At 62.8% G+C, this 24,632-nt stretch carries 21 protein-coding genes; 15 read left to right on the top strand and 6 right to left on the bottom strand.

The window, feature by feature from the left end:
* Positions 1-10: 10 nt before the first annotated feature.
* Positions 11-964, bottom strand: a complete 954-nt coding sequence (locus Q7V46_RS11990) for an inositol monophosphatase family protein (protein WP_304913774.1) — start codon at positions 962-964, stop codon at positions 11-13.
* A gap of 321 nt (positions 965-1,285) precedes the next feature.
* On the opposite strand from Q7V46_RS11990, the gene Q7V46_RS11995 reads away from it, so the two are divergent.
* Together Q7V46_RS11995 and cysE are read left to right on the top strand one after the other, a co-directional pair.
* Positions 1,286-2,038 (top strand): RNA methyltransferase, encoded by a 753-nt coding sequence (locus Q7V46_RS11995; RefSeq protein WP_304913775.1) that lies wholly within the window; start codon positions 1,286-1,288, stop codon positions 2,036-2,038.
* A 10-nt stretch (positions 2,039-2,048) separates the two neighbouring features.
* Positions 2,049-2,819 (top strand): serine O-acetyltransferase, encoded by a 771-nt coding sequence (gene cysE, locus Q7V46_RS12000; protein WP_304913776.1) that lies wholly within the window; start codon positions 2,049-2,051, stop codon positions 2,817-2,819.
* A 34-nt stretch (positions 2,820-2,853) separates the two neighbouring features.
* On the opposite strand, the gene Q7V46_RS12005 is transcribed toward cysE, so the two are convergent.
* The 4 genes from Q7V46_RS12005 to yjgA all read right to left on the bottom strand — a co-directional run bounded on the left by Q7V46_RS12005 (position 2,854) and on the right by yjgA (position 5,709).
* A complete protein-coding gene (locus Q7V46_RS12005; protein ID WP_304913777.1) occupies positions 2,854-3,330 on the bottom strand; it encodes a peptidylprolyl isomerase in 477 nt (158 codons plus the stop codon).
* 22 nt (positions 3,331-3,352) lie between these two features.
* Positions 3,353-4,261: a hypothetical protein gene (locus Q7V46_RS12010; protein ID WP_304913778.1), complete on the bottom strand. Its 909-nt coding sequence runs from the start codon at positions 4,259-4,261 to the stop codon at positions 3,353-3,355.
* A 171-nt stretch (positions 4,262-4,432) separates the two neighbouring features.
* Positions 4,433-5,038, bottom strand: a complete 606-nt coding sequence (gene mog, locus Q7V46_RS12015; protein ID WP_304913779.1) for a molybdopterin adenylyltransferase — start codon at positions 5,036-5,038, stop codon at positions 4,433-4,435.
* A 5-nt stretch (positions 5,039-5,043) separates the two neighbouring features.
* Positions 5,044-5,709: a ribosome biogenesis factor YjgA gene (gene yjgA / locus Q7V46_RS12020; RefSeq protein WP_304913780.1), complete on the bottom strand. Its 666-nt coding sequence runs from the start codon at positions 5,707-5,709 to the stop codon at positions 5,044-5,046.
* Between the two features lie 127 nt (positions 5,710-5,836).
* On the opposite strand from yjgA, the gene pmbA reads away from it, so the two are divergent.
* Positions 5,837-7,219 carry a metalloprotease PmbA gene (gene pmbA, locus Q7V46_RS12025; protein WP_304913902.1) on the top strand — a complete coding sequence of 461 codons (1,383 nt, stop codon included), beginning with the start codon at positions 5,837-5,839 and terminating at the stop codon, positions 7,217-7,219.
* A 68-nt stretch (positions 7,220-7,287) separates the two neighbouring features.
* Positions 7,288-8,172 (top strand): DMT family transporter, encoded by an 885-nt coding sequence (locus Q7V46_RS12030; RefSeq protein ID WP_304913781.1) that lies wholly within the window; start codon positions 7,288-7,290, stop codon positions 8,170-8,172.
* A 124-nt stretch (positions 8,173-8,296) separates the two neighbouring features.
* Here the strand turns inward: Q7V46_RS12030 and Q7V46_RS12035 are convergent, their stop codons facing one another.
* Positions 8,297-9,784, bottom strand: coding sequence for a YdiU family protein (locus tag Q7V46_RS12035; protein WP_304913782.1), 1,488 nt, complete (start codon positions 9,782-9,784; stop codon positions 8,297-8,299).
* 185 nt (positions 9,785-9,969) lie between these two features.
* On the opposite strand from Q7V46_RS12035, the gene Q7V46_RS12040 reads away from it, so the two are divergent.
* From Q7V46_RS12040 to Q7V46_RS12090, 11 genes are all read left to right on the top strand, one after another.
* The gene (locus Q7V46_RS12040; protein ID WP_304913783.1) at positions 9,970-11,613 is read left to right on the top strand and encodes a 3-(methylthio)propionyl-CoA ligase; all 1,644 of its coding nucleotides are present in this window, start codon (positions 9,970-9,972) and stop codon (positions 11,611-11,613) included.
* A 17-nt stretch (positions 11,614-11,630) separates the two neighbouring features.
* Positions 11,631-12,914, top strand: a complete 1,284-nt coding sequence (locus Q7V46_RS12045) for a branched-chain amino acid ABC transporter substrate-binding protein (RefSeq protein ID WP_304913784.1) — start codon at positions 11,631-11,633, stop codon at positions 12,912-12,914.
* A 194-nt stretch (positions 12,915-13,108) separates the two neighbouring features.
* Entirely contained in the window at positions 13,109-14,338 is a 1,230-nt protein-coding gene (locus tag Q7V46_RS12050) for a branched-chain amino acid ABC transporter substrate-binding protein (protein ID WP_304913785.1), read from the top strand.
* A 209-nt stretch (positions 14,339-14,547) separates the two neighbouring features.
* The gene (locus Q7V46_RS12055) at positions 14,548-15,573 is read left to right on the top strand and encodes a branched-chain amino acid ABC transporter permease (protein ID WP_304913786.1); all 1,026 of its coding nucleotides are present in this window, start codon (positions 14,548-14,550) and stop codon (positions 15,571-15,573) included.
* 73 nt (positions 15,574-15,646) lie between these two features.
* Positions 15,647-16,963 carry a branched-chain amino acid ABC transporter permease gene (locus tag Q7V46_RS12060; protein WP_304913787.1) on the top strand — a complete coding sequence of 439 codons (1,317 nt, stop codon included), beginning with the start codon at positions 15,647-15,649 and terminating at the stop codon, positions 16,961-16,963.
* Positions 16,960-17,775 (top strand): ABC transporter ATP-binding protein, encoded by an 816-nt coding sequence (locus Q7V46_RS12065; RefSeq protein WP_304913788.1) that lies wholly within the window; start codon positions 16,960-16,962, stop codon positions 17,773-17,775. The genes Q7V46_RS12060 and Q7V46_RS12065 overlap by 4 nt, the downstream gene beginning before the upstream one ends.
* Before the next feature lie 13 nt (positions 17,776-17,788).
* Positions 17,789-18,484 carry an ABC transporter ATP-binding protein gene (locus Q7V46_RS12070; RefSeq protein WP_304913789.1) on the top strand — a complete coding sequence of 232 codons (696 nt, stop codon included), beginning with the start codon at positions 17,789-17,791 and terminating at the stop codon, positions 18,482-18,484.
* Positions 18,485-18,784: 300 nt separating this feature from the next.
* On the top strand, positions 18,785-20,893 hold the full coding sequence (locus Q7V46_RS12075; protein ID WP_304913790.1) for a 3-hydroxyacyl-CoA dehydrogenase NAD-binding domain-containing protein: 2,109 nt from the start codon (positions 18,785-18,787) through the stop codon (positions 20,891-20,893).
* Between the two features lie 163 nt (positions 20,894-21,056).
* Complete coding sequence (locus Q7V46_RS12080; RefSeq protein ID WP_304913791.1) at positions 21,057-22,232, top strand: acetyl-CoA C-acyltransferase; 1,176 nt, start codon at positions 21,057-21,059, stop codon at positions 22,230-22,232.
* Positions 22,233-22,390: 158 nt separating this feature from the next.
* The gene (locus Q7V46_RS12085) at positions 22,391-24,214 is read left to right on the top strand and encodes an acyl-CoA dehydrogenase (protein WP_304913792.1); all 1,824 of its coding nucleotides are present in this window, start codon (positions 22,391-22,393) and stop codon (positions 24,212-24,214) included.
* Positions 24,214-24,516, top strand: coding sequence for a Dabb family protein (locus tag Q7V46_RS12090; protein ID WP_304913793.1), 303 nt, complete (start codon positions 24,214-24,216; stop codon positions 24,514-24,516). The genes Q7V46_RS12085 and Q7V46_RS12090 overlap by 1 nt, the downstream gene beginning before the upstream one ends.
* The last annotated feature ends 116 nt before the right edge of the window (positions 24,517-24,632 follow it).

Consider the following 24,632-nt stretch of genomic DNA (forward strand, 5'->3'; position numbering starts at 1 on the left):
AGGCCCGCGGTTAAAACGGCGCGGCTTCGTCCGGTTTGGCAGCGTCCGTTTCCGCGCCAGCGGTTGGGCCAGGTGCGGCATCCGCTGAGGCTTCCGGGGCAACGGACGTGATCGAGCCTCTGGCCTGGCGCACAGCCGCCTTGTCTCCCGCACTGGCAAATTTGCTGTACTTGCCGGTGATGCCCACCAGTTGTCCGTAAATCTTGGGGTTCGCAGCCAGGCACTCCTTTTGTTCAAGGAAGTCGGACTCACCGGTGAAGTTGCCCACCAGGCCACCGGCCTCGGTCACCAGCAGCGCGCCAGCGGCCACGTCCCAGGGCGAGAGGCCCATCTCAAAAAATCCATCGGTGAAGCCGGCGGCCACATAGGCCAGGTCCAGCGCAGCCGAGCCAGGGCGTCGCACGCCGGCGCAACGCGGCATCACATCGCCCAGCATCTGCATGTAGGTCTGGAAAGCGTCGCCAGGCCGGAAAGGGAAGCCGGTGGAAAGCAGGCATTCGCGCAAGCCGGTGCGTTTGGCCACGCGGACGCGGCGGTCGTTCATGTAGGCGCCTCGACCACGCGTGGCGCAGAACAGGTCGTTGCGGCTGGGGTCATAGATCACGGCCTGTTCCAGCTTGTTGCCCACCATGAGCGCGATGCTCACGCAGTAGACCGGGAAGCCGTGAATGAAGTTGGTGGTGCCGTCCAGCGGGTCGATGATCCAGACGTGGTCTGCACCGCCATGTCGTCCCTCTCTTCTGCCCGATTCTTCGGCCCAGATGGCGTGGTCCGGGTAGGCCGTGAGCAGGGTGTCGATGATGGCCGCCTCAGCGGCCTGATCGACTTCGGTCACGAAATCATTGGTCTGCTTGACCGAAACGCGGACCGATTCCACGTCAAGTGCTGCGCGGTTGATGATGGTGCCGGCGAGGCGTGCGGCCTTGATGGCCACGTTGAGCATGGGGTGGAGTGTGGACGACATGAATTGTGTTCCTTGGCAGGCCAGGGCAGGCCCGCATCAGAGGCTTAGAGTTTTTCGGGCGTGTCCGAGCAGCGCGCCAACAAGTGCCCAATCAAGGCGCAAAGCACAGCCATAGCTTAGGCTATGGCGCGCATTTGCAACGCCGAGTGGGTGCCTGTTGGCGTGGTGAGCGGGCATGAGCGAAAGACTCTCAGCCTCTCAGGGTGCAAGAGCAAAACGGAAACGCCCCGACGATGCGGGGCGGCGACAATAGATGCGATTTTACCGGTACCAGCCTACTTCGGGCGGCACAGTCTGCCGCCGACCTGCGACACCCTTCACATGCTCACGCGTTTCATCTTGATCCAGACCAGCCACGCCGGCAATGTAGGCGGCGCCGCCCGCGCGCTCAAGGTCATGGGGTTTGACGATCTGGTGCTGGTGGCACCACGCTGGGCCAACGTGTTGCGGCGTGAGGAAACCATCCAGCGCGCGAGTGGGGCCAACGACGTGCTGGACAAGACCCGCGTGGTGGACACGCTGGACGAAGCGCTCGACGGCATCAGCCACTTGTGTGCCACCGCCATGACGCCGCGCGATTTCGGTCCGCCCACCCGTGCGCCACGTGCGCATTTCGAGTCGCTGATGGGCGTCGGAGTGGATCGCGAGCTTGTACCCCGGCCGGAAGGCGTGGCCTTTCTGTTCGGCTCCGAGCGCTTTGGCATGCGCAATGAAGACGTGTACCGATGCCACGCCTGTCTGAGTATTCCCACTGCCCCCAACTTCGGCTCACTCAATCTGGCGGCTGCGGTTCAGCTGATTGCTTACGAATGGCGTCAGACGTTGGGTGGTTTCGACCTGCCCCCCGTTGTGCCCGAGCGGCCCGCGGCCGATGCGCAGTCGCTCGCCGGCATGCTGCAGCATCTGGAGCAGGCACTGGTGGCCATCGACTTCCTGGACCCGGCGGCACCCAAGAAGCTCATGCCCCGGCTCAACCAGCTTTTCAATCGCGCCGTCCCCACGCCTGAAGAAATCCACATTCTTCGCGGTGTTGCCAAGGCGATGATCAAAGCCGCCGATCAGGCGAAGCGCTAGACTGCCACCCATGTTTGCCCGAATCCGCTCCGACATCCAGTGTGTGCTTGACCGCGATCCCGCGGCGCGAACCGTCTGGGAAGTGGTGACCTGCTACCCTGGCCTGCATGCCGTCTGGTTGCACCGGCCGGCCCACTGGTGCTGGACGCATGGGTTCAAGTGGTTGGGCCGCTTCATCTCGCATGTGGCCCGATGGCTCACAGGGATTGAAATTCATCCGGGTGCGAAAGTGGGCGAGCGCGTGTTCTTCGACCACGCCATGGGCGTCGTCGTAGGCGAAACCGCTGAAATCGGCGACGGGTGCACCATCTACCAGGGCGTGACGCTGGGCGGCACCTCGCTCTACAAGGGCACCAAGCGGCACCCCACCCTGGGCAAGGATGTGGTGGTGAGCGCCGGCGCCAAGGTGCTTGGCGGCTTCGAGGTAGGCGACGGCGCCAAGATCGGCAGCAACGCGGTGGTGATCAAGCCCGTGCCCGCAGGCGCCACCGCCGTGGGCATTCCGGCACGCATCATTCCCAGCAAGACGGGTGAAAGCGCCGATGTGACCGAAACCAGCCCGAAGTTCCAGGCTTACGGCATCACGCAGGAAGACGACCCGCTGTCCCAGGCCATGCGCGGCCTGATCGACAGCACCGCCAGCCAGGAGCACCAGATCGCGTTGCTGTGGTGCGCGATCGAAAAGCTCTCGCAGTCACGAGACGGTGACTGTGTGCCGCAGGATGCGGCGCGTGAAGAGTGCTTTGAAGCTGAAAAGCTGAATCAACTCGTAGGCAAGTGATTCGGCCCACCCCCGCGCCGCGCGGCAGGGGTGATCAATGATGGTGACCATGCGCTCCGTGCGCGTGGCCGTGTGAAATTTCCTCAGCCGAAGCGGCTTTCACATCCACCACCTTCACCGCAAAGTGCAGCACCTCGCCAGCCAGCGGATGGTTGCCGTCAAGGTACACGGTATCTCCCTTGATCTTCTGCACGGTGAACACTTGCTGGCGGCCCTGATCGTCCGTTCCTTCCAGCTGGCCGCCCACTTTCACACCGGGCGGGAAGTCGCGCTTGGGAATGGTCGTCACCAGGCTTTCGTCGCGCACGCCAAAGGCGTCTTGAGGTTGCAATACGAGCGTGCTCTGGAATCCCTTTTCCTGGCCTTCCAGCGCTTTCTCGATACCGGGAAGGGTGTTGTTGTAGCCACCATGCAGGTAGGCGCGCGGTTCCTTGCCGTCTTCGAGCAGTTTGCCGTGTGCGTTCGTGGCCTTGAAGGTGATGGTGACGACGGTGTCTTTGGTGATTTTCATGGTGGATCTGTGGGTGGGATGTTCAATTCAAGGTCGCCAGATGGGTTCCGAGCGATGAGAGGTTGACGAAGGTGAGGTCGTACATGGCCGTGAAGCTGGAGGCCTGCTCTGCCGTGATGTCCGAAGCGCAAACGATGAATCGGCTGCGGTCAATTTCCAGCCGCTTGCGCAGTCGCTGGTACTTGTCGATCTCGCGCCTGAATTCACCGGTCTTGCATTCGATGCAGATCGGTTGCCGCCCCGCAGGCAGGGCCACCACATCGAGTTCGTGCAGGTCTTCGTTGGCGAAGATCACCTTGACCCCGCGTGCGCATGAAAACGACAGCTTGCGGGACTGAAAAACCTGGAGCAGTTCGATGAGGGCGTACCACTCGAGCCAGCCGCCATCAAAAAACTGCCGTACCTTTGGCGCGCTCTGCAACGACAGGCGCACCACCTTTTCGAGCTTCTGGTAGTGGTAGCGAGAGAAGAGCGTCTGACTGTGTAGCTGCCTGCAGGTCGCCGTGATGGTCTGTACATCCTTCTGGCTCAGGGTGCTCAGATCCAGGTTCACGCTGGTGTGGCTTTTCCGGTATGCGTACGAGACACGATCGATCAGTTCTCCAAACAGGTCGAGGCGGTCGCCCAACAGCCGTGCCGCGTCGTCGAAGTAGCCAGTGGTGTCGACATTGGCGTGATCAAACTGGGCTTCGATCTGCCGGGACTTCAGCCATTGCTCAATGGGTGCGTGCTGAGCAGCGGTTGCCAAAAAGCTGGTGTTGAGGAGATCCACTTCCTGCAGGGAGCTCGAAGCGGCCTCTTGCGCTGTTTCGGTCGTCTGTTCGTTTGGGGCGGGGTCGTCCACTGTCTTGAGGGCCTTGATCTCCCTCATCGCAGCGGTGTAGCGTTCCAGCAGTTTCTGCACATAGAAAACGGTGTCGAAAACCGTCACGGGGGTGCTGCAGCTTTGGCACGGCACCTGCGTTCCAGCGGTGGCTGCTTCGCCCACGTGGCCACATCGGTTGCATCGGTAAATCGGCATACGGAACGATCCCCCTCTGAGCTGCGTTTTTAGAGTTTCCAGGCAACGTGACACGCTTTCGACCCGGACGGTCGGCCTGGGCTAGCCCTTGTGGGGCCGAATCGCACTCTTGGGTCGGAACCCCTTGCACACTTCGTCGTGGGTCTCCAGGTAGGGGCCACCAATGAGGTCGATGCAATAGGGCACAGCGGCAAAAATGCCGTTGACCTTCTGCGTGCCGTCGGGGTTCTTGAGGCCTTCCAGGGTTTCTGCGATGGCTTTCGGTTGGCCGGGCAGGTTGATGATCAGGCTTTGCCCGCGGATCACCGCCACCTGGCGCGACAGAATGGCGGTGGGCACAAAGGTCAGGCTGATCTGGCGCATCTGCTCGCCGAACCCTGGCATCACCTTGTGTGCCACAGCCATCGTGGCTTCGGGCGTCACATCGCGCAAGGCGGGGCCAGTGCCGCCGGTGGTCAACACCAGTGAGCAGCCTGCATCGACCAGTTCGACCAGGGTGGCGCTGATGGTGTCGACTTCATCCGGGATCAGGCGCGCATCGAAGGTGATGGGATTTTTGAGGGCGCGGGTCAGCCAGTCCTTCAGGGCTGGCAGGCCCTGGTCCTGGTAGACACCGGAGCTGGCGCGGTCGCTGATGGAGACGACGCCGATGCGCACCGGATCGGGTGTTTGGGTTTCTTGGGGCATGGTGTTCAGGCTTGCTCTTCGTCGGGATCGATGTCCACCTCGTCGCCGTCCTTGCTCAGGGCGGTGCGCACAATCTGGAAGATTTCTCTGTAGGCCTTGCCGTGGCGCACGGCCTCGCCGGCGCGCTCCAGTGCTGCGTTCGCCTGCGCGTCTTTTCGGGCCTGGCGAATGAGTGCGCGCAGGTTCTGCACATCCGCATCAGGAACACTGCTCAGCCAGCGGGTGAGGGCGTCGTCGTCGGCGATCAGCTGGTCCCGCCATTGTTCGGCCTGGTGCAGGGCCAGGGTGGCGCTGGCCGATGGTTTTCGCTGTTCTTCGATCGCTGCCTCGATGGCGGCGATGGCGTCCTCGTCGAGCCGGCGCATCAGCTTGCCGATGTACTGCATCTGCCGGCGCCGGCCTTCGAAGTTCGTGATGCGCTTGGCTTCATTGACCGCGTCGGTCAGTTTCTCGGACAGATCCAGCGTTTCGCTCAGTCTGGTGAGGGCGGGTACCCCCAGGGTGAGCAGGCTTTCGCCCAGCGACTGCAGGTGGTCGCTGTGCTTCTTCATGTCGGTCTTGCTCATGTCGGTCGAACCCTTGAGCTCGCGCTTGAGCTCCAGGTCGAGCTCGCTGCCCTCGGCGACGAAATGGCCTCGGACGTAATAGCCTTTGGTGGGTTTGCGGGACATGGATCTCTTAAAGTGGGCTTAGCGCATCGTGCAGCGGCCATGGGGGGCGGCAAGTATCATAGCCGTCGACATGAAAAAAGCCCCATCACCCCTGGTTCAAGCCCCTTTCACCCCAGCTTCCGCTTCAATGCGCGAGCCGCTGCCCGGCTTTCAGTATGCACGCAGCCAGTTCGAGGAGCTGGTTGACCTCGCCCTGGCGCATGCCAGACAGCTGGGTGCTGCCGACGCAGCCGCCGAAGTCTCCGAAGGAGCAGGCCTGAGCGTGTCGGTTCGCAAGGGCGAACTGGAGAACGTGGAGCGCAATCGCGACAAGTCGCTCGGCATCACGGTCTACCTGGGCCGCAAGCGGGGCAACGCCTCCACTTCCGATTTTTCGCCTGCTGCCGTGCGCCAGACGGTGCAGGCGGCTTATGACATCGCCCGTTTCACCGCAGAAGACCCGGTGGCCGGCCTGCCCGATCCGGAGGACGTGGCCGACACCTACGCCGACCTGGACCTGTTCCACCCCTGGGCTATCAGTTCGGAAGAAGCCATGCACATTGCACTGGCCTGCGAGGCGGCGGCGTTTGCCACCAGCCGCAAGATCAACAACAGCGAAGGTGCAGGGGTTTCTGCCCAGCAGTCGCACTTCTTCACTGCCCACATGCGCGGTGGCGAGCGCGGGCGTCCCGGCATCTTCAGTGGCGGTTACGCCAGCTCGCGTCACAGCCTGTCGGTGGCGCCGATTGCCGGCAAGGGGGCGAACATGCAGCGAGATCACTGGTACAGCTCACAACGCGCGCCGCAAGACCTGGCCACCCCCCAGGCGGTGGGGCGCTATGCCGCTGAACGCACGCTGGCGCGCCTGAATGGCCGCAAGATCGCCACCACCGAATGCCCGGTGCTGTTCGAATCCCCCTTGGCGGCCGGTCTGCTGGGTGCCTACGTGCAGGCCACCAGTGGCGGGGCGCTCTACCGCAAGACCACCTTCCTCAATGACAGTCTCGGCAAACGTGTGCTGGCCAGGCACCTGGACATCGTCGAGGATCCGCACGTGATCAACGGCAAGGGCAGCGCGCCGTTTGATGACGAAGGTGTGCGCACCGCGCGGCGCAAGGTGCTCAGCGCTGGAAAGGTACAGGGCTATTTTTTGTCCACCTATTCGGCCCGCAAGCTGGGCATGCGAACCACAGGCAATGCCGGTGGATCACACAACCTCACCCTGACCAGCCGCCTGACCCAGCCGGGTGACGACCTGCGGGCCATGCTCAAGAAACTGGGACGGGGTCTGTTCGTGACCGAATTGATGGGACAAGGCGTCAATTACGTGACCGGCGATTACTCCCGCGGTGCTTCGGGTTACTGGGTGGAAAACGGCGAAATCGCCTACCCCGTGCAGGAGATCACCATTGCCGGCAATCTAAAGGACATGTTCATGGGCATGGATGCGGTGGGCAGCGATGCCTACAACTATGGTGCCAAGACCGTGGGATCGATTCTCATCAACCGCATGAAGGTGGCCGGGAGCTGATCCTGAAACGCTGGCATGCGCGCAGTCACTGCGTCGGCCTTTGACCCCTTTCAGACCCGTTGTGATCGATGCGCCCTGAAGCACTGGCCTTGCTGGCGGCTGCCTGCTGGGCGGTATCGAGCCTTTTTTCTGCGTTGCCCGCGCAGCGCCTGGGCGCTTTTGCGTTCAGCCGTTGGCGCATGTTGTTTGCGAGCCTGTTGCTCTGGGCGCTGGCCTTGATGGGCGGCGGCTGGCGCAGCCTGGATGCGTCGGCCATGGGTTTGCTTGCACTCTCAGGCCTGATCGGCATCTTCATTGGCGACACCGCGCTGTTTGCCTGCATGAACCGCCTGGGGCCTCGGCGTTCGGGCGTGCTGTTTGCCACCCACGCATTGTTTTCAGCGGTGCTGGCGTGGGCGTTCCTGAGCGAAGTGATCTGGGGCTGGGCGCTGCTGGGCAGTGGCCTGCTGGTGGGTGGCGTGATGATGGCCATTGTCTGGGGCAAGCGCAGCGACGAATTGCATGGCTGGGAGCAGACGCGCGGCCCCCTGGCAGTGGGTGTGGGGTTGGGGCTGCTGGCAGCGCTGTGTCAGTCGGTGGCCACCCTGATGCTCAAACCTTTGATGACGACCGGCATCGACGCCGTGGCCGCCAGTGCCGTTCGGATGAGCATGGCGCTGGCGGCCCACGCCATCTTGCTGGCATTGGGCTGGCAGGCGGCCAAGGCCAGGGCACCTTTGCGCTTGAGCGATGCCGGGCTCATCTTCATGAGCGCCGCAGTGGCCATGGCGCTGGGCATGACGCTGATACTGGAAGCCATGCGGCACGGCCAGGCCGGCCTCGTGGCCGTTCTTTCCTCGGTCACACCCATCATGATCCTGCCGCTGCTCTGGCTGGTGTACCGTCGCCGGCCAGCCATGGGCGCCTGGCTGGGGGCCGTGGTGGCCGTTGTCGGTACCGCACTGATCCTCTGAGCCACTTGCGCTGTATTGGTGAGGGGGGCTCAGCCCTGAAAGCTCCAAGGCCTGTCAGAGGCAGGGTGCTTTGGTGCAGCGCAGGCCCGGGCAGCCCGTTTGCGAGCTGTGTTCCTTCGCGCCTTCAGGATGAACAACTGATCTCGATCTCGCGGGCCCAGTCGGGCGGGAAAGCCGTCAGGTCGTCCTCGCCCTCTCGTTCGTCAAACGGTGCGGCCAGTGCCTTCAAAAGACGATCCACCTCGCTGAAGTCACCTCGCTGGGCCTGCTCGATGGCGATCTGGCCCAGGTGGTTGCGCAGCACGATGCGTGGATTGACCTGACGCATCGCAGCCGCCGTGGCATCAAGAGCGTATCCGGGCTGTGCCATCAGGCGCTCTTTCCATCGCGAGGCCCAGGCATCGAAGGCTTCGCGCTGGAGGAACAGATCGCGCACCGGCTCCATCGGCCCAGCCACGGCGCCGCACAGGCGACGGAAGAAGATGGTGAAGTCCACGGCGTCCTTGGCCATGAGCTGCATCAGCGACTCGACGAGTTCGGTGTCGCCGGCCAGGACCGACGCCAGACCCAGCTTGGCACCCATGCGGCGTTGCTGTTCGGCAGGGAACAGGGCCTTGTAAGGCTCCAGCGCATCCAGTGCCTGCTGCTGGTCGTCCATCAAGGGCAGCAGCGCCTGACCCAGCGCGAACAGGTTCCAGTAGGCGATATTGGGTTGTCGCATGTAGGCGTAGCGTCCGCCGGTGTCGCTGTGGTTGCAGATGTGCGCCGGATTGAACGCGTCGAGAAACTGGAACGGACCGTAGTCGATGGTCAGGCCCAGAATGCTCATGTTGTCGGTGTTCATCACACCATGGCAGAAACCCACGGCTTGCCATTGCGCCACCATCTGGGCAGTGCGCGCGCTCACGGCCTCCAGCAGCGCGGCGTAGGGATTGCCCGGTGCTTCGCGGCAGGCTGGATAGAACCGGTCGATCACGAAGTCGGCGAGCTGGCGCATCTCGCCATGCTGGCCACCGTGCGAAAAATGTTCGAAGTGGCCGAAACGGATGAAACTGGGCGCCACGCGGGTGACAACCGCGGCGGTCTCGACCGTTTCGCGGTAGACCGGCGAGGGTGAACCTGTCACGCAAAGCGCGCGGCTGGTGGGAATGCCCAGGCCATGCATCGCCTCGCTGCACAGGAATTCACGAATCGAACTGCGCAGCACCGCTCGACCATCTCCCATTCGGGAATAGGGCGTGAGGCCGGCCCCTTTGAGTTGCACTTCATGCGGGCCAGAGGCCGTGTCCACCTCACCCAGCAGGATGGCACGGCCATCGCCCAACTGGCCGGCCCAGTGGCCGAACTGGTGGCCGCTGTACACACTGGCCAGCGGGCGCGTTCCCGCAATGGGCAGGTTGCCGGTGAGGGCATCGAGAGCGGCGGGCGATGTGAGCCAGGCCCGGTCCAGGTCCAGCAGGTCGGCCACCGCAGGGCTTGTACCCACCCAGTGTGGGGCGGGAAGTGGCGTCGGCGAGAGCAGGGTGTAGAAGGCTTCGCCCAGATCAGCGAAACGGTTGTGCCAGGCCAGGCCGAGATCCAGGCTGGCGGCCATGTCAACGGGTCGGTTCATGGCCGCCATTGTCCCCTTCGCACCAGACATGACCAGGCGCAGGGTCAATCCGGGGTGGCGACGGGCAGGTCATGTCCCGGAATCGACAGCGAAGCGTTCCCTCCCGTGGAACCCCTCGTTCATTGTGCGAAGCAAAGCGCTACGATGAAGCCGATTTCAACACTTTCACTGACAGGAGACATCCCATGCTGGGCCAGATGCAGAGCCAACCCCTTCTCATTTCTTCGCTGATCGTGCACGCCGAACGGCACCATGCCAGCGGCGAGATCGTTTCCCGCCGGGTGGAGGGTGACATCCACCGCACCACCTGGGGCCAGATTGCCCAGCGCTCGCGCCAGGTTGCCCATGCGCTGGATGGGCTCGGACTGGCCTTTGGTGACCGGGTGGCCACCTTGGCCTGGAACGGCTACCGCCATCTGGAACTTTACTTCGGCGTGAGCGGTACCGGCCGGGTGCTGCACACGCTCAACCCCCGCCTGCATCCCGAACAGCTGGCCTGGATCGTGAACCACGCCGAAGACAGTGCGGTCTGCTTTGACATGACCTTTCTGCCGCTGGTGCAGGCGGTGGCGGCCAAGTGTCCAACCGTGAAGCACTGGATCGCGCTGTGCGACGCCGACAAGCTTCCTGCCGACAGTGGCATCGCCGGCCTGCAGAGCTATGAGGCCTGGATGGGCGCGTGCCCCACCGACTACCAGTGGCCCGAGTTCGACGAAAACAGCGCCTCCAGCATGTGCTACACGAGTGGCACCACGGGCAACCCCAAGGCTGCGCTGTATTCGCATCGCTCCACCATCCTGCATGCCTACAGCGGTGCCTTGCCCGACTCGCTCAACCTCAGTGCGCGCGACAGTGTGTTGCCGGTGGTTCCCATGTTCCACGTCAACGCCTGGGGCATTCCCTATTCGGCTGCGGCCACGGGCTGCAAGCTGGTGTTTCCTGGCCCGGCAATGGACGGCAAGTCGATCTACGAACTGCTGGAAAGCGAAAAGGTGACGATGGCGGCAGGTGTGCCCACGGTCTGGCAGATGCTGCTCGGCCACCTGCAGCAGAACAACCTCAAGTTCGGCACGCTCAAGCGCACGGTGATCGGCGGCTCGGCCTGCCCGCCGGCCATGATCCACGCCTTCAATGACACCTACGGCGTCACCGTGCTGCACGCCTGGGGCATGACCGAAATGTCGCCGCTGGGCACCGTGTGCACACTGAAAAACCCGCAACTGGCCTTGCCGCCCGAAGAGCAGACCAAGGTGCTGCTCAAGCAGGGCCGTGCGGTGTACGGCGTCGACATGAAGATCGTCGACGAATCGGGCAAGGAACTGCCATGGGACGGAAAAAGCTACGGCGATCTGCTGGTGCGCGGCCCCTGGATCATTGCCAGTTACTTCAAGGGCGAGGGCGGCGACCCGCTGCGCTACGACGCACATGGCAAGGGCTGGTTTCCCACCGGCGACGTGGCCACCATCGACGCCGACGGCTTCATGCAGATCACCGACCGCAGCAAGGACGTGATCAAGTCCGGTGGCGAATGGATCAGCTCCATCGATGTGGAGAACATTGCCATGGCCCACCCTTCGGTGGCCATGGCCGCCTGTGTGGGCATGAAACATCCCAAGTGGGACGAACGGCCCATCGTGGTGGTGGTGAAGAAGCCGGGTGCCGAGGTCACGCGCGAAGAATTGCTGGCGTTTTACGAAGGCAAGATTGCCAAGTGGCAGATCCCGGACGATGTGGTGTTTGTGGACGCGATTCCTCTGGGGGCCACCGGCAAGATGCAAAAGATGAATTTGCGCCAACAACTCAGAGACTACGTGCTTCCGACGGCATGAGTCAGTCAGGCGGGCCCATGTCTGCGCCGATGCAGCCTCAGTGGGTTGCGGGCTGGCCGCATTGTCTGAAGGCCACCTGCATCGGGCTGGCCGTTCTGTGGAGCACAACCCCAGCGGTGGCCGACGGTCCCCTTGCAGGTCAGACTGTGCGCATCGCCTTCATCGACCCGCTTTCGGGGCCGGTGGCCGATATCGGTCGCAACGGCCTGCGCAGCTGGCAGTTCATGGCAGAGCACAAGAGCGGTGCAGGCAATCCGGCAGGGGTGCGCTTTCTGGTGGCCGGGTTCGACAACAAGGGTTCGCCGCAAGAAAGCCTCAATGTGCTGAAAGTGGCGATCGACCAGGGATTTCGGTACATCGTTCAAGGCAACAGTTCGGGTGCGGCGGCAGCGTTGAGCGATGCGGTGACCCGTCACAACGCCCATCAGCCCGACAAGGCGGTTGTGTTCATCAACTACGCGGCCATGGACCCGGCGCTGACCAATGAAAAATGCAGTTTCTGGCACTTCCGCATCGATGCCGACACCTCGATGAAGATGCGTGCGCTGACCGGTTTTCTGATGCAGCAGCCGCACCTGAAAAAAGTGTATCTGCTGAACCAGAATTACGCGCACGGGCAGCAGGTCTCGTTGTACTTCCGTCAGGAGGTTGCACGCCAGCGGGCAGACGTCACGGTGGTGGGCGATACGCTGCATTCGCCTTTTCAGGTCGATGACTTCAGGCCCTATGTGCAACGCATCAAGGAATCGGGCGCGCAAGCGGTCATCACGGGCAACTGGGGCGTGGACATGCGCCGGCTGGTGCAGGCCCTGCAGGAAGAGGGCATGACGCTGCCCCTGTTTGCCTACTATCCCGCTCTCAAGGGCACACCGACCGCGCTGGCCCGTGCGTCAACCACCATACCGGTCTATCAGATTGCCTACAGCCACACCAACCAGGAAGCACCTGTGGCGGCGATCGCCACCCACTTTCGTAAACGGTATGGCGAGGATCTTGTGGTTCTGGCCAGCTACGACGGGCTTGAAATGCTGGGGCAGGCCATGAAGCACATGGGGACCACCGATCCCGCCCGTGTGGCGACCCGTCTCAGCGGCATGATCTTTCAGGGATTCAATGGTCCCGTGCAAATGCGGGCCGACGATCACCAGTTGCAGAAGGGCATCTACATCTCGCGCTGGCAGAAGGTCGACAACGCATTTCCCACTGGAGCCGAAGGAACCGACCACACCTTCGCGCCGGTGCAGTTCCTGCCCGGGTCCGAGATCACCGGCAGCACCAGCTGCCAGATGCAGCGACCCTGAGCACCCATGCATGGCACCTCCCCTCCAAGCCCCCGCCCGCGCATCCGCCTTTGCCAATGCCCATCCTCCCTTCTGTCGGTCCTCGGAGCAAAGACAGTCGCCTGTGCGATAGGCGCTAGGGGCAATCCCTGAGGGCCGCAGGGCACCACGCTTGTAAGCTAGACGTCAACCACCCCAACCACAGGAGACAACCCATGAAATTCGCGTTGAAAGCCCTCACGGGCGCCGCTCTGTTGACCTGCGCATTTGCGGTCCACGCCCAGAAGGGCGAGACCGTCAAGATCGCCTGGATCGACCCGCAGACCGGCCTGATGGGCCCGGTTGGCAACAACCAGCTGCGCAGCTGGCAGTTCTTCGCCGAGAAGTTCAATGTCAACAACGCTGCGGGCGTGAAGTTTGAAGTGGTCGGATTCGACAACAAGCTGAGCCCGGCCGAGAGTCTGACGGCACTGCAGGCCGCCATCGACCAGGGTGTTCGCTACATTGCCCAGGGCAACGGTTCTTCGGTGGCGGGTGCATTGATCGATGCCGTCAACCGCCACAACAGCCGCAACCCCGGCAAGGAAGTGATCTTCCTGAACTACGCGGCGGTCGACCCCGACTTCACCAACAGCAAGTGCAGCTACTGGCACTTCCGCTTTGACGCCGACACATCCATGAAGATGGAAGCGCTCACGACCTACATGAAGGAAAAGACCGACGTCAAAAAGGTCTACCTCTTCAACCAGAACTACTCCCACGGCCAGCAGGTGGCCAAGTTCGCCAAGGAGAACCTCAAGCGCAAGCGCCCTGACATCGAGATCGTGGGCGAAGAACTCCACCCGCTGGCCCAGGTGCGCGACTTTGCTCCCTACATTGCCAAGATCCGGGCAGCCGGCGCAGACACCGTGATCACCGGCAACTGGGGATCCGACCTGGCCCTGCTGGTGAAGGCCGCCAACGAAGGTGGATACACCGGCAAGTTCTACACGTACTACACCGGCGTGACGGGCACCCCAACTGCGCTGGGCACGGGTGGCGAAGGTCGTGTGTACCAGGTGGCCTATTCGCACTACAACATGGGCGAGCCCATGAAGGGATGGATGGCCGAGTTCAAGCAGCGCTTCAACGACGACATGTACACCGCAGCCATTCCCAACGTCTACTCGGCGCTGAGCGATGCCATGGCCAAGGCCAAGTCCACCGATCCGGTCAAGGTGGCCGCTGCGCTGTCAGGATTGAAGTTCAAGGGTTTCAACGGTGAGGTGGAAATGCGCAGGACCGATCACCAGTTGCAGCAGCCGCTGTACCTGACCGTCTGGCAGAAGACCGATGCCAAGCACCCCTACAGCCCTGAGAACACCGGCATGACTTTGGCACCGGTGCAGGAGTTCCCTGCCTATGTGGCCAGCACGCCCACCAGCTGCCAGATGAAGCGTCCCTGAACGAGCCCACCCCCGCGCCGCTTGGCGTCACCCCCTTGCAGGGGGCGGCGCAAGTGGCCCGGCGGAGCCGGTTCCACCGCACTTCTGGATGGGACAACTCGCGCCGGCCAGTTGCTGGTCGGCGCGATTCTTTGACTGATTGAACGGGCCGTACTTGGTCCGCTTCCATTTTCACTCTCCCAACCGCCACGCTAACGAAAGACACCTTCATGGAGTTCTTCATCATCTCCATGCTCAACGGGCTGAGCTACGGGCTCTTGTTGTTCATGTTGAGCTCGGGCCTGACGCTGATCTTCAGCATGATGGGTGTGCTGAACTTCGCGCATGCCAGTTTCTACATGGTGGGCGCCTACATCGGCTACACGCTGGCCCAGACGCTGGGTTTCTGGCCGGCATTGGTGCTGGCGCCCGTGATTGTGGGCTTGCTGGGTGCCTTGTTCGAAAAACTCAGCCTGCGCAAGGTGCACAAGTACGGTCACGTGCCCGAGTTGCTCGTGACCTTCGGGCTGTCCTACATCATTCTGGAACTGGTCCAGCTGGTCTGGGGACGCACGTCGGTGGAGTTCCGGCCACCCGAGCTGTTGCAAGGGCCTGCTTTCACGCTGCTGAACCACGCCACCGACGGCCTGAGTCTGGTGATGGGTCGCGCACCCGCCGAGCTGTGTGGCGCAGCCGCGCAGACCATGTGTTCACCATTTCCCGCCACGCGCGCCTTCATGATGCTGGTGGCTGTTGTGATGCTGGCCAGCGTCTGGCTGCTGCTCACCCGCACCCGTGTCGGTCTGGTGATCCAGGCCGCACTCACGCACCCGGAAACCGTGGAGAGCCTGGGCCACAACGTGCCGCGTGTGTTCATGCTGGTGTTTGGCGCGGGCACGGGCCTGGCCGGTCTGGCCGGCGTGATCGGAGGCAGCACCTTCGTGACCGAACCCGCCATGGCCCACACCCTGGGGTCGTTGATTTTCGTGGTGGTGGTGGTGGGTGGCCTGGGGTCGCTTTCAGGGGCGTTTCTGGCGTCCGTGCTCATTGGCGTGATCCAGACCTTTGCTGTTGCGCTGGACCATTCCCTGCTGGGGCTGGCGCAGAGCGTGGGCCTGCAGTTGTCTGACGCCTGGAGCAACAACTCGCTGCTCAGGCTCACGATCTCGCAAGTGGCGCCGATCCTGCCGTACCTGTTCCTGGTGCTGGTCCTGATTTTCCGGCCCCGAGGGCTGCTCGGTACAAGAGATACCTGACGGCATCTCCAAGCCAAATATTCCACTGGTTGCTGCCCGCAAGGGCAGCCGGTCCTACACCGAAAGGCGCAACGTGCAGCCCTCTACAACGTCTGTCATCACCCCTGCTCACTACAGCTTCAAGCCCTACAACATCGGCCGCTGGATCACCTGGGGCCTGTTTGCCGTGGTGCTGCTGTTCGCCCCCCAGGTTTTCACCAGCAACCTGTCCATCACCATGCTGGCGCAGATGGGTATCGCCATCATCGCCTGCCTGTCCTACAACATGCTGCTGGGCCAGGGCGGCATGCTCAGCTTCGGGCATGCGGTGTACACCGGCCTGGGCTCGTACGTGGCAATCCACGCGCTGCTCAAGGCGTCCGAGGGCGTCATGGCACTGCCGGTCAGTCTGATTCCGCTCGTCGGTGGCGTGGCTGGCCTTTTCTTTGCCCTGTTGTTTGGCTATGTGACCACCAAGAAAGCAGGCACCACCTTTGCCATGATCACGCTGGGCATGGCCGAGCTGGTGTTCGCGATGTCGCTCATGTTCTCCGAGTTCTTCGGCGGCGAAGCCGGTATCTCTGCCGACCGCGTGGTGGGTGATTCGGTCATGGGTATCACCTACGGACCGGGCGTGCAGGTGTACTACCTGATCGCGGTCTACACCTTCGTGAGCGTGGCGCTGATGTTCGCCTTCACCCGCACACCGCTGGGGCGCATTCTCAATGCGGTGCGCGACAACCCCGAACGCGTGGAATTCATCGGATACAACACCCAGATGGTGCGCTACCTTGCGTTCATCATTGCGGGCTTCTTTGCCGGCATCTCGGGCGGTCTGGCCGCCATTCAGTTCGAAATCGTCACCGCTGAGGTGGTGGGCCCGATTCGCTCTGGCGGCTACTTGCTGTTCACTTTCCTGGGAGGCGCCACCTTCTTCTTCGGTCCCATCATTGGCGGCATCCTGATGGTGCTGGCCTTTGTGCTGTTCTCCGAGATCACCAAAGCCTGGCTGCTGTACCTGGGCCTGATCTTCCTGTTCATGGTGATGTACGCGCCCGGCGGCATCGCCAGCCTGATCATGATGAACCTGCGGGTGGCGGCCTTTGGGCGGTTGCGTGAGCTCTGGGTGAGCTACCTGGCGCTGACCGTGACGGCGCTCGTGGTGCTGGTGGGAGCGGGGGCCATGATTGAAATGGTCTATCACCTGCAACTGAGTACGGCCATGGGCGACACCGTGCAGTTCCTGGGCGTGACGCTGCATGCGCTGGAGCCTTCGAACTGGGTGGGGGCTTTGTTGGTGGCGCTCACCGGGCTGGGTCTGTTCGAGATCACGCGCCGGGCTTTCCTGAAGCAGTGGAGCGACATCCAGACCGACATTGAAAAAGAAATCAAGCGACGGGAAACCCAATGACCGAAACCTTCATGGAACCTTCTTCTGCTTCGTCGGCCACGGGTGGGTTTGCTTTGGAGTTGCGCGACCTGCGCAAGAGCTTTGGCAAGACCGAAATCATTCGCGGCGTGAATCTGGCGGTGAGCCCAGGCGAGCGCGTGGGCATCATCGGCCCCAATGGCGCTGGCAAGTCCACGTTGTTCAACCTTATCTCCGGCAGGTTTGAGCCCACCAGTGGCGACGTGCTGCTGGGTGGTCAGCGCATCAACGGCAAGAAGCCATTCGAGATCAACCGAATGGGGCTCTCGCGCAGCTTCCAGATCACCAACATTTTCCCCAAGCTCAGTGTGTTCGAGAACCTGCGCTGTGGTGTGTTGTGGAGCCTGGGATACAAGTACACGCTGTTCCGCTTCCTGGCCGACCTTGACGACGCCAACCAGCGCGCCGAGGAGTTGATGCACATGATCCGGCTGGACAAGAAGCGCGACGTGCTGGCCATGAACCTCACCTATGCCGAGCAGCGCGCGCTGGAGATCGGCATCACCATCGCAGGCGGCGCGGGTGTGATCCTGCTGGACGAACCCACCGCAGGCATGAGCAAGAGCGAGACCTCGCGGTTCATCGAGCTGATCCGTGAAGTGACCGTGGGCAAGACCCTGCTCACGGTGGAGCACGACATGGGCGTGGTGTTCGGCCTGGCCGACAAGATCGCCGTGGTGGTTTATGGCGAAGTGCTGGCTTTCGACGCGCCCGAAGCGGTGCGTGCCAATCCGCGCGTGCAGGAGGCTTATCTGGGCTCCGTGCTTGCCGATCAACAAGCCGCTGGGCATTGAGGGAGCGCACATCATGTTGAAGATCGACAACCTCCACGCCTACTACGGCAAGAGCCACGTGCTGCACGGCGTGGGATTCGAGGTCGGCAAGGGCGAAATCGTCGCCTTGCTGGGCCGCAACGGATCGGGCCGCTCCACCACCGCCAAGGCCATCATGGGCCTGGTGGATGCCACGGGCACCATTGAATGGCAGGGCAAGCCTGTGCTGGGAAAAAAGCCGTTCGAGATCGCCCATCTGGGCCTCGGCTATGTGCCCGAGAACCGCGATATCTTTCCCAAGCTCACCGTGCACCAGAATCTGATGTTGGGACAAAAAGGCAGTGGCAAAGGATCGCGCTGGGATTTTGAAGACATGTACACCATGTTCCCGCGTCTGAAGGAGCGCCAGCACACCGAAGCGGGTGTGCTCTCCGGTGGCGAGCAGCAGATGCTCACGCTGTGCCGCACGCTCATGGGCGACCCGGACCTCATCATCATCGACGAGCCCACCGAAGGACTGGCACCCAAGATCGTGGAGCTGGTGGCCGAATACCTGCAAAAGCTCAAGGGACGCGGTGTGTCGGTGCTGCTGATCGAGCAGAAACTCACCATTGCCATGAGCATTTCCGACCGCGCTCTGGTCATGGGCCACGGCAGTATCGTGTTTCAGGGCACGCCAGAGGGATTGAAGGCCGATCCCTATACGCGGAAGGAGTGGCTGGAGGTTTAGGTACCCCCCCGCGCCGCTTCGCGTCACCCCCCCAGGGGGGCGCCATCAGCAGTCCGGCGAAGCCGGTTCCGCGCTGGCACTGGATGGGTCCTCGCGCTCCGGACTCGCTGACTCTCTTGCTCTGTAGATTCTTCCGGTTGCATGTTGGTTTGATGTGCGGTAGCCCTGATCTTTGTTCTTTGATTCAATGACTCTCTTGCGACATCTCGCACTTGTCGCAACGCAGCAATTCCCTAAAATCGCACGATCGTTCGTTTTTCTGAACGCGAATTCCCACCCGATCCATACAGAGGAGATTCCATGACCGCTGAGTACCAGGTCCACGGCGATGTGGCCGTCATTGCACTGAACAACCCGCCGGTCAACGGACTGGGATTGTCCACCCGTCAGGCCATTGTGGAAGGCCTGGAGATGGCCGAGGCCGATCCGGCGGTCAAGGCCATCGTGCTGACCGGTGCGGGCAAGGCCTTTTCAGGGGGCGCCGACATTCGCGAGTTCGGCTCGCCCAAGGCAATCCAGGAGCCCAACCTGCTGAGCGTGATCATCCGGGTGGAAAACACCACCAAGCCGGTGATCGCGGCGGTGCACAGTGTGTGCATGGGCGGCGGGCTGGAGCTGGCGCTGGGGGCGCACTACCGCATTGCGGCACCGGGTTGTTCCGTGGCCCTGCCGGAAGTGAAGCTGGGCCTGATCCCCGGCGCTGGTGGCACGCAGCGCCTTCCGCGCGTGCTGGGCGTGGAAGCTGCGCTGAACATGATCGTCAGCGGCGAACCGGTCAAGAGCGAGATGCTGGCCCAGTTGCCCGGCCAGAAGCTGTTCGACAAGCTGTCCGCCTCGGCAGAATCGCTGGCCGAAGAAGCCACCGCTTTCGCCCGCGAGATGGCCGCCAAGCACGCCGATGGTTCGGCCTTCCCGCTGGTGCGCAACCTGCCCTGCAAGCACAAGGACGGCGACGCCTACTTCCAGTTCGCGCGCAACATGGTCAAAGGCATGGCCAAGAACTTCCCTGCGCCTGCCAAGTGCGTGGACGCCGTGGAAGCCGCCACCAAGAAGAAGTTCACCGATGGCATGACCTTCGAGCGTGAGATCTTCATCAACCTGATGTGGACGCCCGAGTGCAAGTCGCTGCGCCACCTGTTCACGGCCGAGCGTGCCGCCAGCAAGATCCCCGATGTGCCTGAAGACACGCCCAAGCGCGCCATCGAATCGGTGGCTGTGATTGGCGCCGGCACCATGGGCGGCGGCATTTCCATGAACTTTCTCAACGCCGGCATTCCGGTGAAGATTCTGGAGATGAAGCAGGAAGCGCTGGACCGTGGCATCGGCGTCATCCGCAAGAACTACGAAGCCCAGGTGAAGAAGGGCAAGCTCAAGCAGGACAAGTACGAGCAGCGCATGAGCCTGCTGAGCACCACGCTGAGCTACGACGAAATCGGCTCGGCAGACTTGGTGATTGAAGCCGTGTTCGAAGAGATCGGCGTGAAAGAAGCGGTGTTCAAGGAACTCGACCGCGTGATGAAGCCCGGCGCGATCCTGGCCTCCAACACCTCCACGCTCGACGTCAACAGAATCGCCAACTTCACCCAGCGCCCGCAAGACGTGGTGGGCCTGCACTTCTTCAGCCCCGCCAACGTGATGAAGTTGCTGGAAGTGGTGCGCGGTGAAGCCACCGCCAAGGACGTTCTGGCCACGGTGATGGCCGTGGCCAAGAAAATCAAGAAGACAGCAGTGGTGTCCGGCGTGTGTGACGGCTTCATTGGCAACCGCATGATCGAGCAGTACGGGCGCCAGGGCGGCTTCCTGCTGGACGAAGGCTGCACGCCCCAGCAGGTCGACAAGGCGATGGAGAAGTTCGGCATGGCCATGGGTCCGTTCCGCATGGGCGACCTGGCCGGCAACGACATCGGCTGGGCGATCCGCAAGCGCCGCTACGAAGAAAAGCCGGACATGAAGTACAGCAAGACCGCCGACCTGCTGTGCGAAAAAGGCCGCTTTGGCCAGAAGACCGGCGCCGGCTGGTACGACTACGTGCCTGGCAAGCGCGATGCGATCCCGAACGCCGAGGTGGAGCAGATGATCGCCGACCACCGCAAGTCGCTGGGCATCACACCGCGCAAGATCTCTGATGAGGAGATCGTGCAGCGCCTGGTGTTCAGCCTGGTCAATGAAGCCGCGCACATCCTGGAAGAAGGCATTGCCAACAAGGCCAGCGACATCGACGTGGTCTACATTTTCGGCTACGGCTTCCCGGTGTACCGCGGCGGCCCTTTGAACTACGCCAACGAGGTGGGCCTGTTCAATGTGGTGCAGGCCATGAAGCGCTTTGCCAAGAACCCGCTGGACGACGCGAAGTTCTGGGAGCCGGCTCCTTTGCTCGCCAGGCTGGCTGCCGAAGGCAAAACCTTCTGAAGTTCATGAACGCCCCCCTGCGCCGCTTCGCGTCTTCCCCACTGAGGGGGGACGCTCCCTGTGGCCCGGCAAAGCCGGTTTCACGGGAGCGCTGGGTCGCTTCCCCTCGTTGCCGCGTCGCGCCCTGCAGTTCATACACCCACAAGATCACCAGGAACCCATCATGACCAACGCCGTCATCGTCTCTACCGCCCGCACGCCCCTGACCAAAAGCTGGAAGGGCGCCTTCAACATGACCCACGGTGCCACGCTTGGTGGCCACGCGGTGCAGCACGCTGTACAGCGCGCCGGCATCGACGCCGCTGAAGTCGAAGACGTGATCATGGGCTGCGCCAACCCCGAAGGCGCGACCGGCATGAACATCGCGCGCCAGATCGCGCTCAAGGCCGGCATGCCCATCACCGTTTCCGGCATGACTGTGAATCGCTTCTGTTCTTCCGGCCTGCAGACCATTGCCCTGGCCGCCCAGCGCATCATCGCAGGCGAAGGCCAGGTGTACGTGGCCGGTGGTGTGGAGAGCATTTCCTGCGTGCAGCAGGAGATGAACTTGCACATGCTCAAGGACCTCGCACTGGAGAAGCAGAAACCCGAGATCTACTGGAACATGCTGCAGACCGCCGAACAGGTCGCCAAGCGCTACAACATCTCCCGCGAAGCCATGGACGAGTACGGCGCTGCCAGCCAGCAACGCGCCACGGCCGCACTGGAAGCGGGCCTCTTCAAGGACGAGATCGCCCCCATCACCGTGACCGCCGGCGTGGCCGACAAGGTCATGGGCCTGATGACCAAGCAGGTCACGGTCGAGAACGACGAAGGCATCCGCGCTGGCACCACCAAGGAAGGCATTGCCGGCTTGCGTTCGGCACTGCCGGGCGGCCTGGTCACCGCCGGCAACGCCAGCCAGTTCAGCGACGGCGCAGGCGCCTGCGTACTGATGGACGAAGCCCTGGCCGAGAAGCGCGGCCTGAAACCCCTGGGCCGTTTCCTCGGCTTTGCGGTGGCCGGTTGCGAGCCTGACGAAATGGGCATCGGCCCGGTGTTTGCCATCCCCAAGGTGCTTGCGCGCCTGGGCCTGAAGGTCAGCGACATCGACCTGTGGGAACTCAACGAAGCCTTCGCGGTGCAGGTGATCTACTGCCGCGACAAGCTGGGCATTCCGGGCGACAGGCTCAACGTCAACGGTGGCGCCATTGCGGTGGGTCACCCCTACGGTGTGTCGGGCCAGCGCCTGACCGGCCACGCGCTCATCGAAGGCAAGCGCCGCGGTGCCAAGCGCGTCTGCGTGACGATGTGCATCGGCGGTGGCATGGGTGCTGCCGGGGTATTTGAAGTGCTCTGACGAGCACCCCCCGCGCCGCTTCGCGTCACCCCCCAGAGGGGGGCGATGCCAGTGGCCCGGCAAAGCCGGTTCCACGGCATCTCTGGACTCAGGCCCGCGCTCCGGAGATGGCGCAGGGTTTGAGAGTTTTGTTGATCGGTTTCATCTCGGAGCGCGCCATGAGCCTTCGCCCCACCGTCGATTTCCTGCTCTACGACTGGCTCAATGTGCCCTCGCTCAGCGAACGTGAACGTTTTGCCGACCACAGCCGCGAAACCTTTGATGCGGTGCTAGACACCTGCGAACGCATCGCGCGTGAGAAGTACGCACCGTTCAACCGGCTGGTGGACATGCAGGAGCCGCATTTCGATGGCGAGAAAGTGGTTCTTCCGCAGGCCACGCACGATGCGCAGAAGGCTTACGCTGCCTCCGGCATGCTCAGTGCGGCGCAGGACTACGAAGTGGGTGGCATGCAACTGCCCTACACCGTGGAGGCATCGGCCAACGCATTTTTTGCCATGGCGTCGGTCAGTATCGGCAGCGGCATGCTCACCACCGGCAACGCCAACCTGCTGATGGTGCATGGCACCGATGCCCAGAAGAGGGTGTTTGCACTCAATGAATTTTCAGGTCGGTTTTCCGGAACCATGTGCCTGTCCGAGCCGCAGGCCGGCTCTTCACTGAGTGACGTGGCCACGCGGGCCGTGCCCGATGGCGAAGGTTTCGAGAACGACCCGCTGGGCCCACGTTACCGACTCAGGGGCAACAAGATGTGGATCTCGGCTGGTGAACATGAGCTGACCGACAACATCATCCACCTGGTGCTGGCGAAGATCCCCGATGAAAACGGCAAACTTGTGCCTGGCACGCGCGGCATCTCGCTGTTCATCGTGCCCAAGAAAATGGTGGATACAGAAGGCCAACTGACCGGCGAGCGCAACGATGTGGCCCTGGCGGGCCTGAACCACAAATGCGGCTGGCGCGGCACCACCAACACCTTGCTGAATTTTGGCGAGGGCAAGTACCCCGTCAATGGCGAAGCCGGTGCGGTGGGCTACCTCGTCGGCGTGGCCGGCAAGGGCCTGCATTGCATGTTCCACATGATGAACGAAGCCCGCATTGGCGTGGGCCTGGCCGCCACCATGCTGGGCATGGCGGGCTACCACGCCAGCCTGGACTACGCGAAGAACCGCCCCCAGGGCCGGCCCATGGGCCCGGCCGGTAAAGACCCGGCGCAGCCGCCGGTGCGCATCATCGAACACGCGGATGTGAAGCGCATGCTGCTGGCGCAGAAGAGCTATTGCGAAGGCGCACTGGCGCTCGAACTCTATTGCGCGCGCCTGGTGGACGAGCAGCACACGGCCGATGCTGCAACTGCCGACGATGCGCGCCTGCTGCTGGAGGTGCTCACACCCATTGCCAAGAGCTGGCCCAGCGAGTGGTGCCTGGAAGCCAACTCGCTGGCCATCCAGATCCACGGTGGCTACGGCTACACGCGCGACTTCCCGGTGGAGCAATACTGGCGCGACAACCGCCTGAACATGATTCATGAAGGCACACACGGCATTCAGGGCATGGACCTGCTGGGCCGCAAGGTGCTGATGGAAAACGGCAAGGGCCTGCAACTGCTGGCCGGGCGCATCAACGCCACCATCGAGCGCGCGGTCCAGTTGCCTGAACTGGCGGCGCACGCCAACGCCCTGGGCCAGGCACTGGCGCAAGTGGGATCGGCCACCAAGGCCGCCTGGGCCACCGGCAACCCCACCGACGCGCTGGCCAACGCCGTGCCCTACATGCAGGCCTTTGGTCACACGGTGCTGGCCTGGATCTGGCTGGACGTGGCCCTGGCCGCACACGCCGCCGCAGAAAGCGCTGCCCGCACCGGCCGCCTGGCCGCCATGCGGTTCTTCTTCCATTACGAGCTACCCAAGATCGGCGCCTGGCTGCAAGTGGTGAGCAGCCGCGACCAGACCTGCGCCGCCTTGCCAGAGGAGGCTTTCTGATGCTGCACCACATCGTCATGTGGACCTTGAAGGACGAGGCCGAGGGCGAAAGAAAGGCCACCAATGTGGTCAAGGCCGCCGAGATGCTCAAGGCCTGCGCCGACATCACACCCGGCATCCTGCGCTTTGAAGTGGGCACCGCCCAGCCTGGCATGGAAGCCACCTGCGATCTGCTGCTCTGCAGCGCATTTACCGACCGCACTGCGCTGGACGCCTACCTGAACCACCCGGACCATGTGGCGATCAAGCCTTTCATGAAGGCGGTCGTCGAGTCGCGCCAGTGCTTTGACTACGAGGTTTGATCCCACCCCCGCCGCGCTGCGCGCGACCCCCTCAAGGGGGCACACCTTTGGACCGGCAAAGCCGGATCCTGGGTGTTGCTGGATGGATCAATGCGCTCCGGATGTGTGATTGCTCC

The sequence above is a fragment of the Hydrogenophaga sp. genome, from assembly GCF_030651625.1.
In the GTDB taxonomy this organism is placed as follows: Bacteria; Pseudomonadota; Gammaproteobacteria; order Burkholderiales; family Burkholderiaceae_C; genus Hydrogenophaga.

Excerpts from the sequence above, each read along its gene's own strand:
- Q7V46_RS12065 (WP_304913788.1), top strand. The coding sequence starts at position 16,960 with ATGACCGAAACCTTCATGGAACCTTCTTCTGCTTCGTCGGCCACGGGT.
- Q7V46_RS12080 (WP_304913791.1), top strand. The coding sequence starts at position 21,057 with ATGACCAACGCCGTCATCGTCTCTACCGCCCGCACGCCCCTGACCAAA.
- pmbA (WP_304913902.1), top strand. The coding sequence starts at position 5,837 with ATGCGCGAGCCGCTGCCCGGCTTTCAGTATGCACGCAGCCAGTTCGAG.
- Q7V46_RS12035 (WP_304913782.1), bottom strand. The coding sequence starts at position 9,784 with ATGAACCGACCCGTTGACATGGCCGCCAGCCTGGATCTCGGCCTGGCC.
- Q7V46_RS12005 (WP_304913777.1), bottom strand. The coding sequence starts at position 3,330 with ATGAAAATCACCAAAGACACCGTCGTCACCATCACCTTCAAGGCCACG.
- Q7V46_RS12050 (WP_304913785.1), top strand. The coding sequence starts at position 13,109 with ATGAAATTCGCGTTGAAAGCCCTCACGGGCGCCGCTCTGTTGACCTGC.
- Q7V46_RS12055 (WP_304913786.1), top strand. The coding sequence starts at position 14,548 with ATGGAGTTCTTCATCATCTCCATGCTCAACGGGCTGAGCTACGGGCTC.
- Q7V46_RS12070 (WP_304913789.1), top strand. The coding sequence starts at position 17,789 with ATGTTGAAGATCGACAACCTCCACGCCTACTACGGCAAGAGCCACGTG.
- yjgA (WP_304913780.1), bottom strand. The coding sequence starts at position 5,709 with ATGTCCCGCAAACCCACCAAAGGCTATTACGTCCGAGGCCATTTCGTC.
- Q7V46_RS12085 (WP_304913792.1), top strand. The coding sequence starts at position 22,391 with ATGAGCCTTCGCCCCACCGTCGATTTCCTGCTCTACGACTGGCTCAAT.
- Q7V46_RS12040 (WP_304913783.1), top strand. The coding sequence starts at position 9,970 with ATGCTGGGCCAGATGCAGAGCCAACCCCTTCTCATTTCTTCGCTGATC.
- Q7V46_RS12045 (WP_304913784.1), top strand. The coding sequence starts at position 11,631 with ATGTCTGCGCCGATGCAGCCTCAGTGGGTTGCGGGCTGGCCGCATTGT.
- Q7V46_RS12090 (WP_304913793.1), top strand. The coding sequence starts at position 24,214 with ATGCTGCACCACATCGTCATGTGGACCTTGAAGGACGAGGCCGAGGGC.
- Q7V46_RS11995 (WP_304913775.1), top strand. The coding sequence starts at position 1,286 with ATGCTCACGCGTTTCATCTTGATCCAGACCAGCCACGCCGGCAATGTA.
- cysE (WP_304913776.1), top strand. The coding sequence starts at position 2,049 with ATGTTTGCCCGAATCCGCTCCGACATCCAGTGTGTGCTTGACCGCGAT.
- Q7V46_RS12075 (WP_304913790.1), top strand. The coding sequence starts at position 18,785 with ATGACCGCTGAGTACCAGGTCCACGGCGATGTGGCCGTCATTGCACTG.
- Q7V46_RS12030 (WP_304913781.1), top strand. The coding sequence starts at position 7,288 with ATGCGCCCTGAAGCACTGGCCTTGCTGGCGGCTGCCTGCTGGGCGGTA.
- Q7V46_RS11990 (WP_304913774.1), bottom strand. The coding sequence starts at position 964 with ATGTCGTCCACACTCCACCCCATGCTCAACGTGGCCATCAAGGCCGCA.
- mog (WP_304913779.1), bottom strand. The coding sequence starts at position 5,038 with ATGCCCCAAGAAACCCAAACACCCGATCCGGTGCGCATCGGCGTCGTC.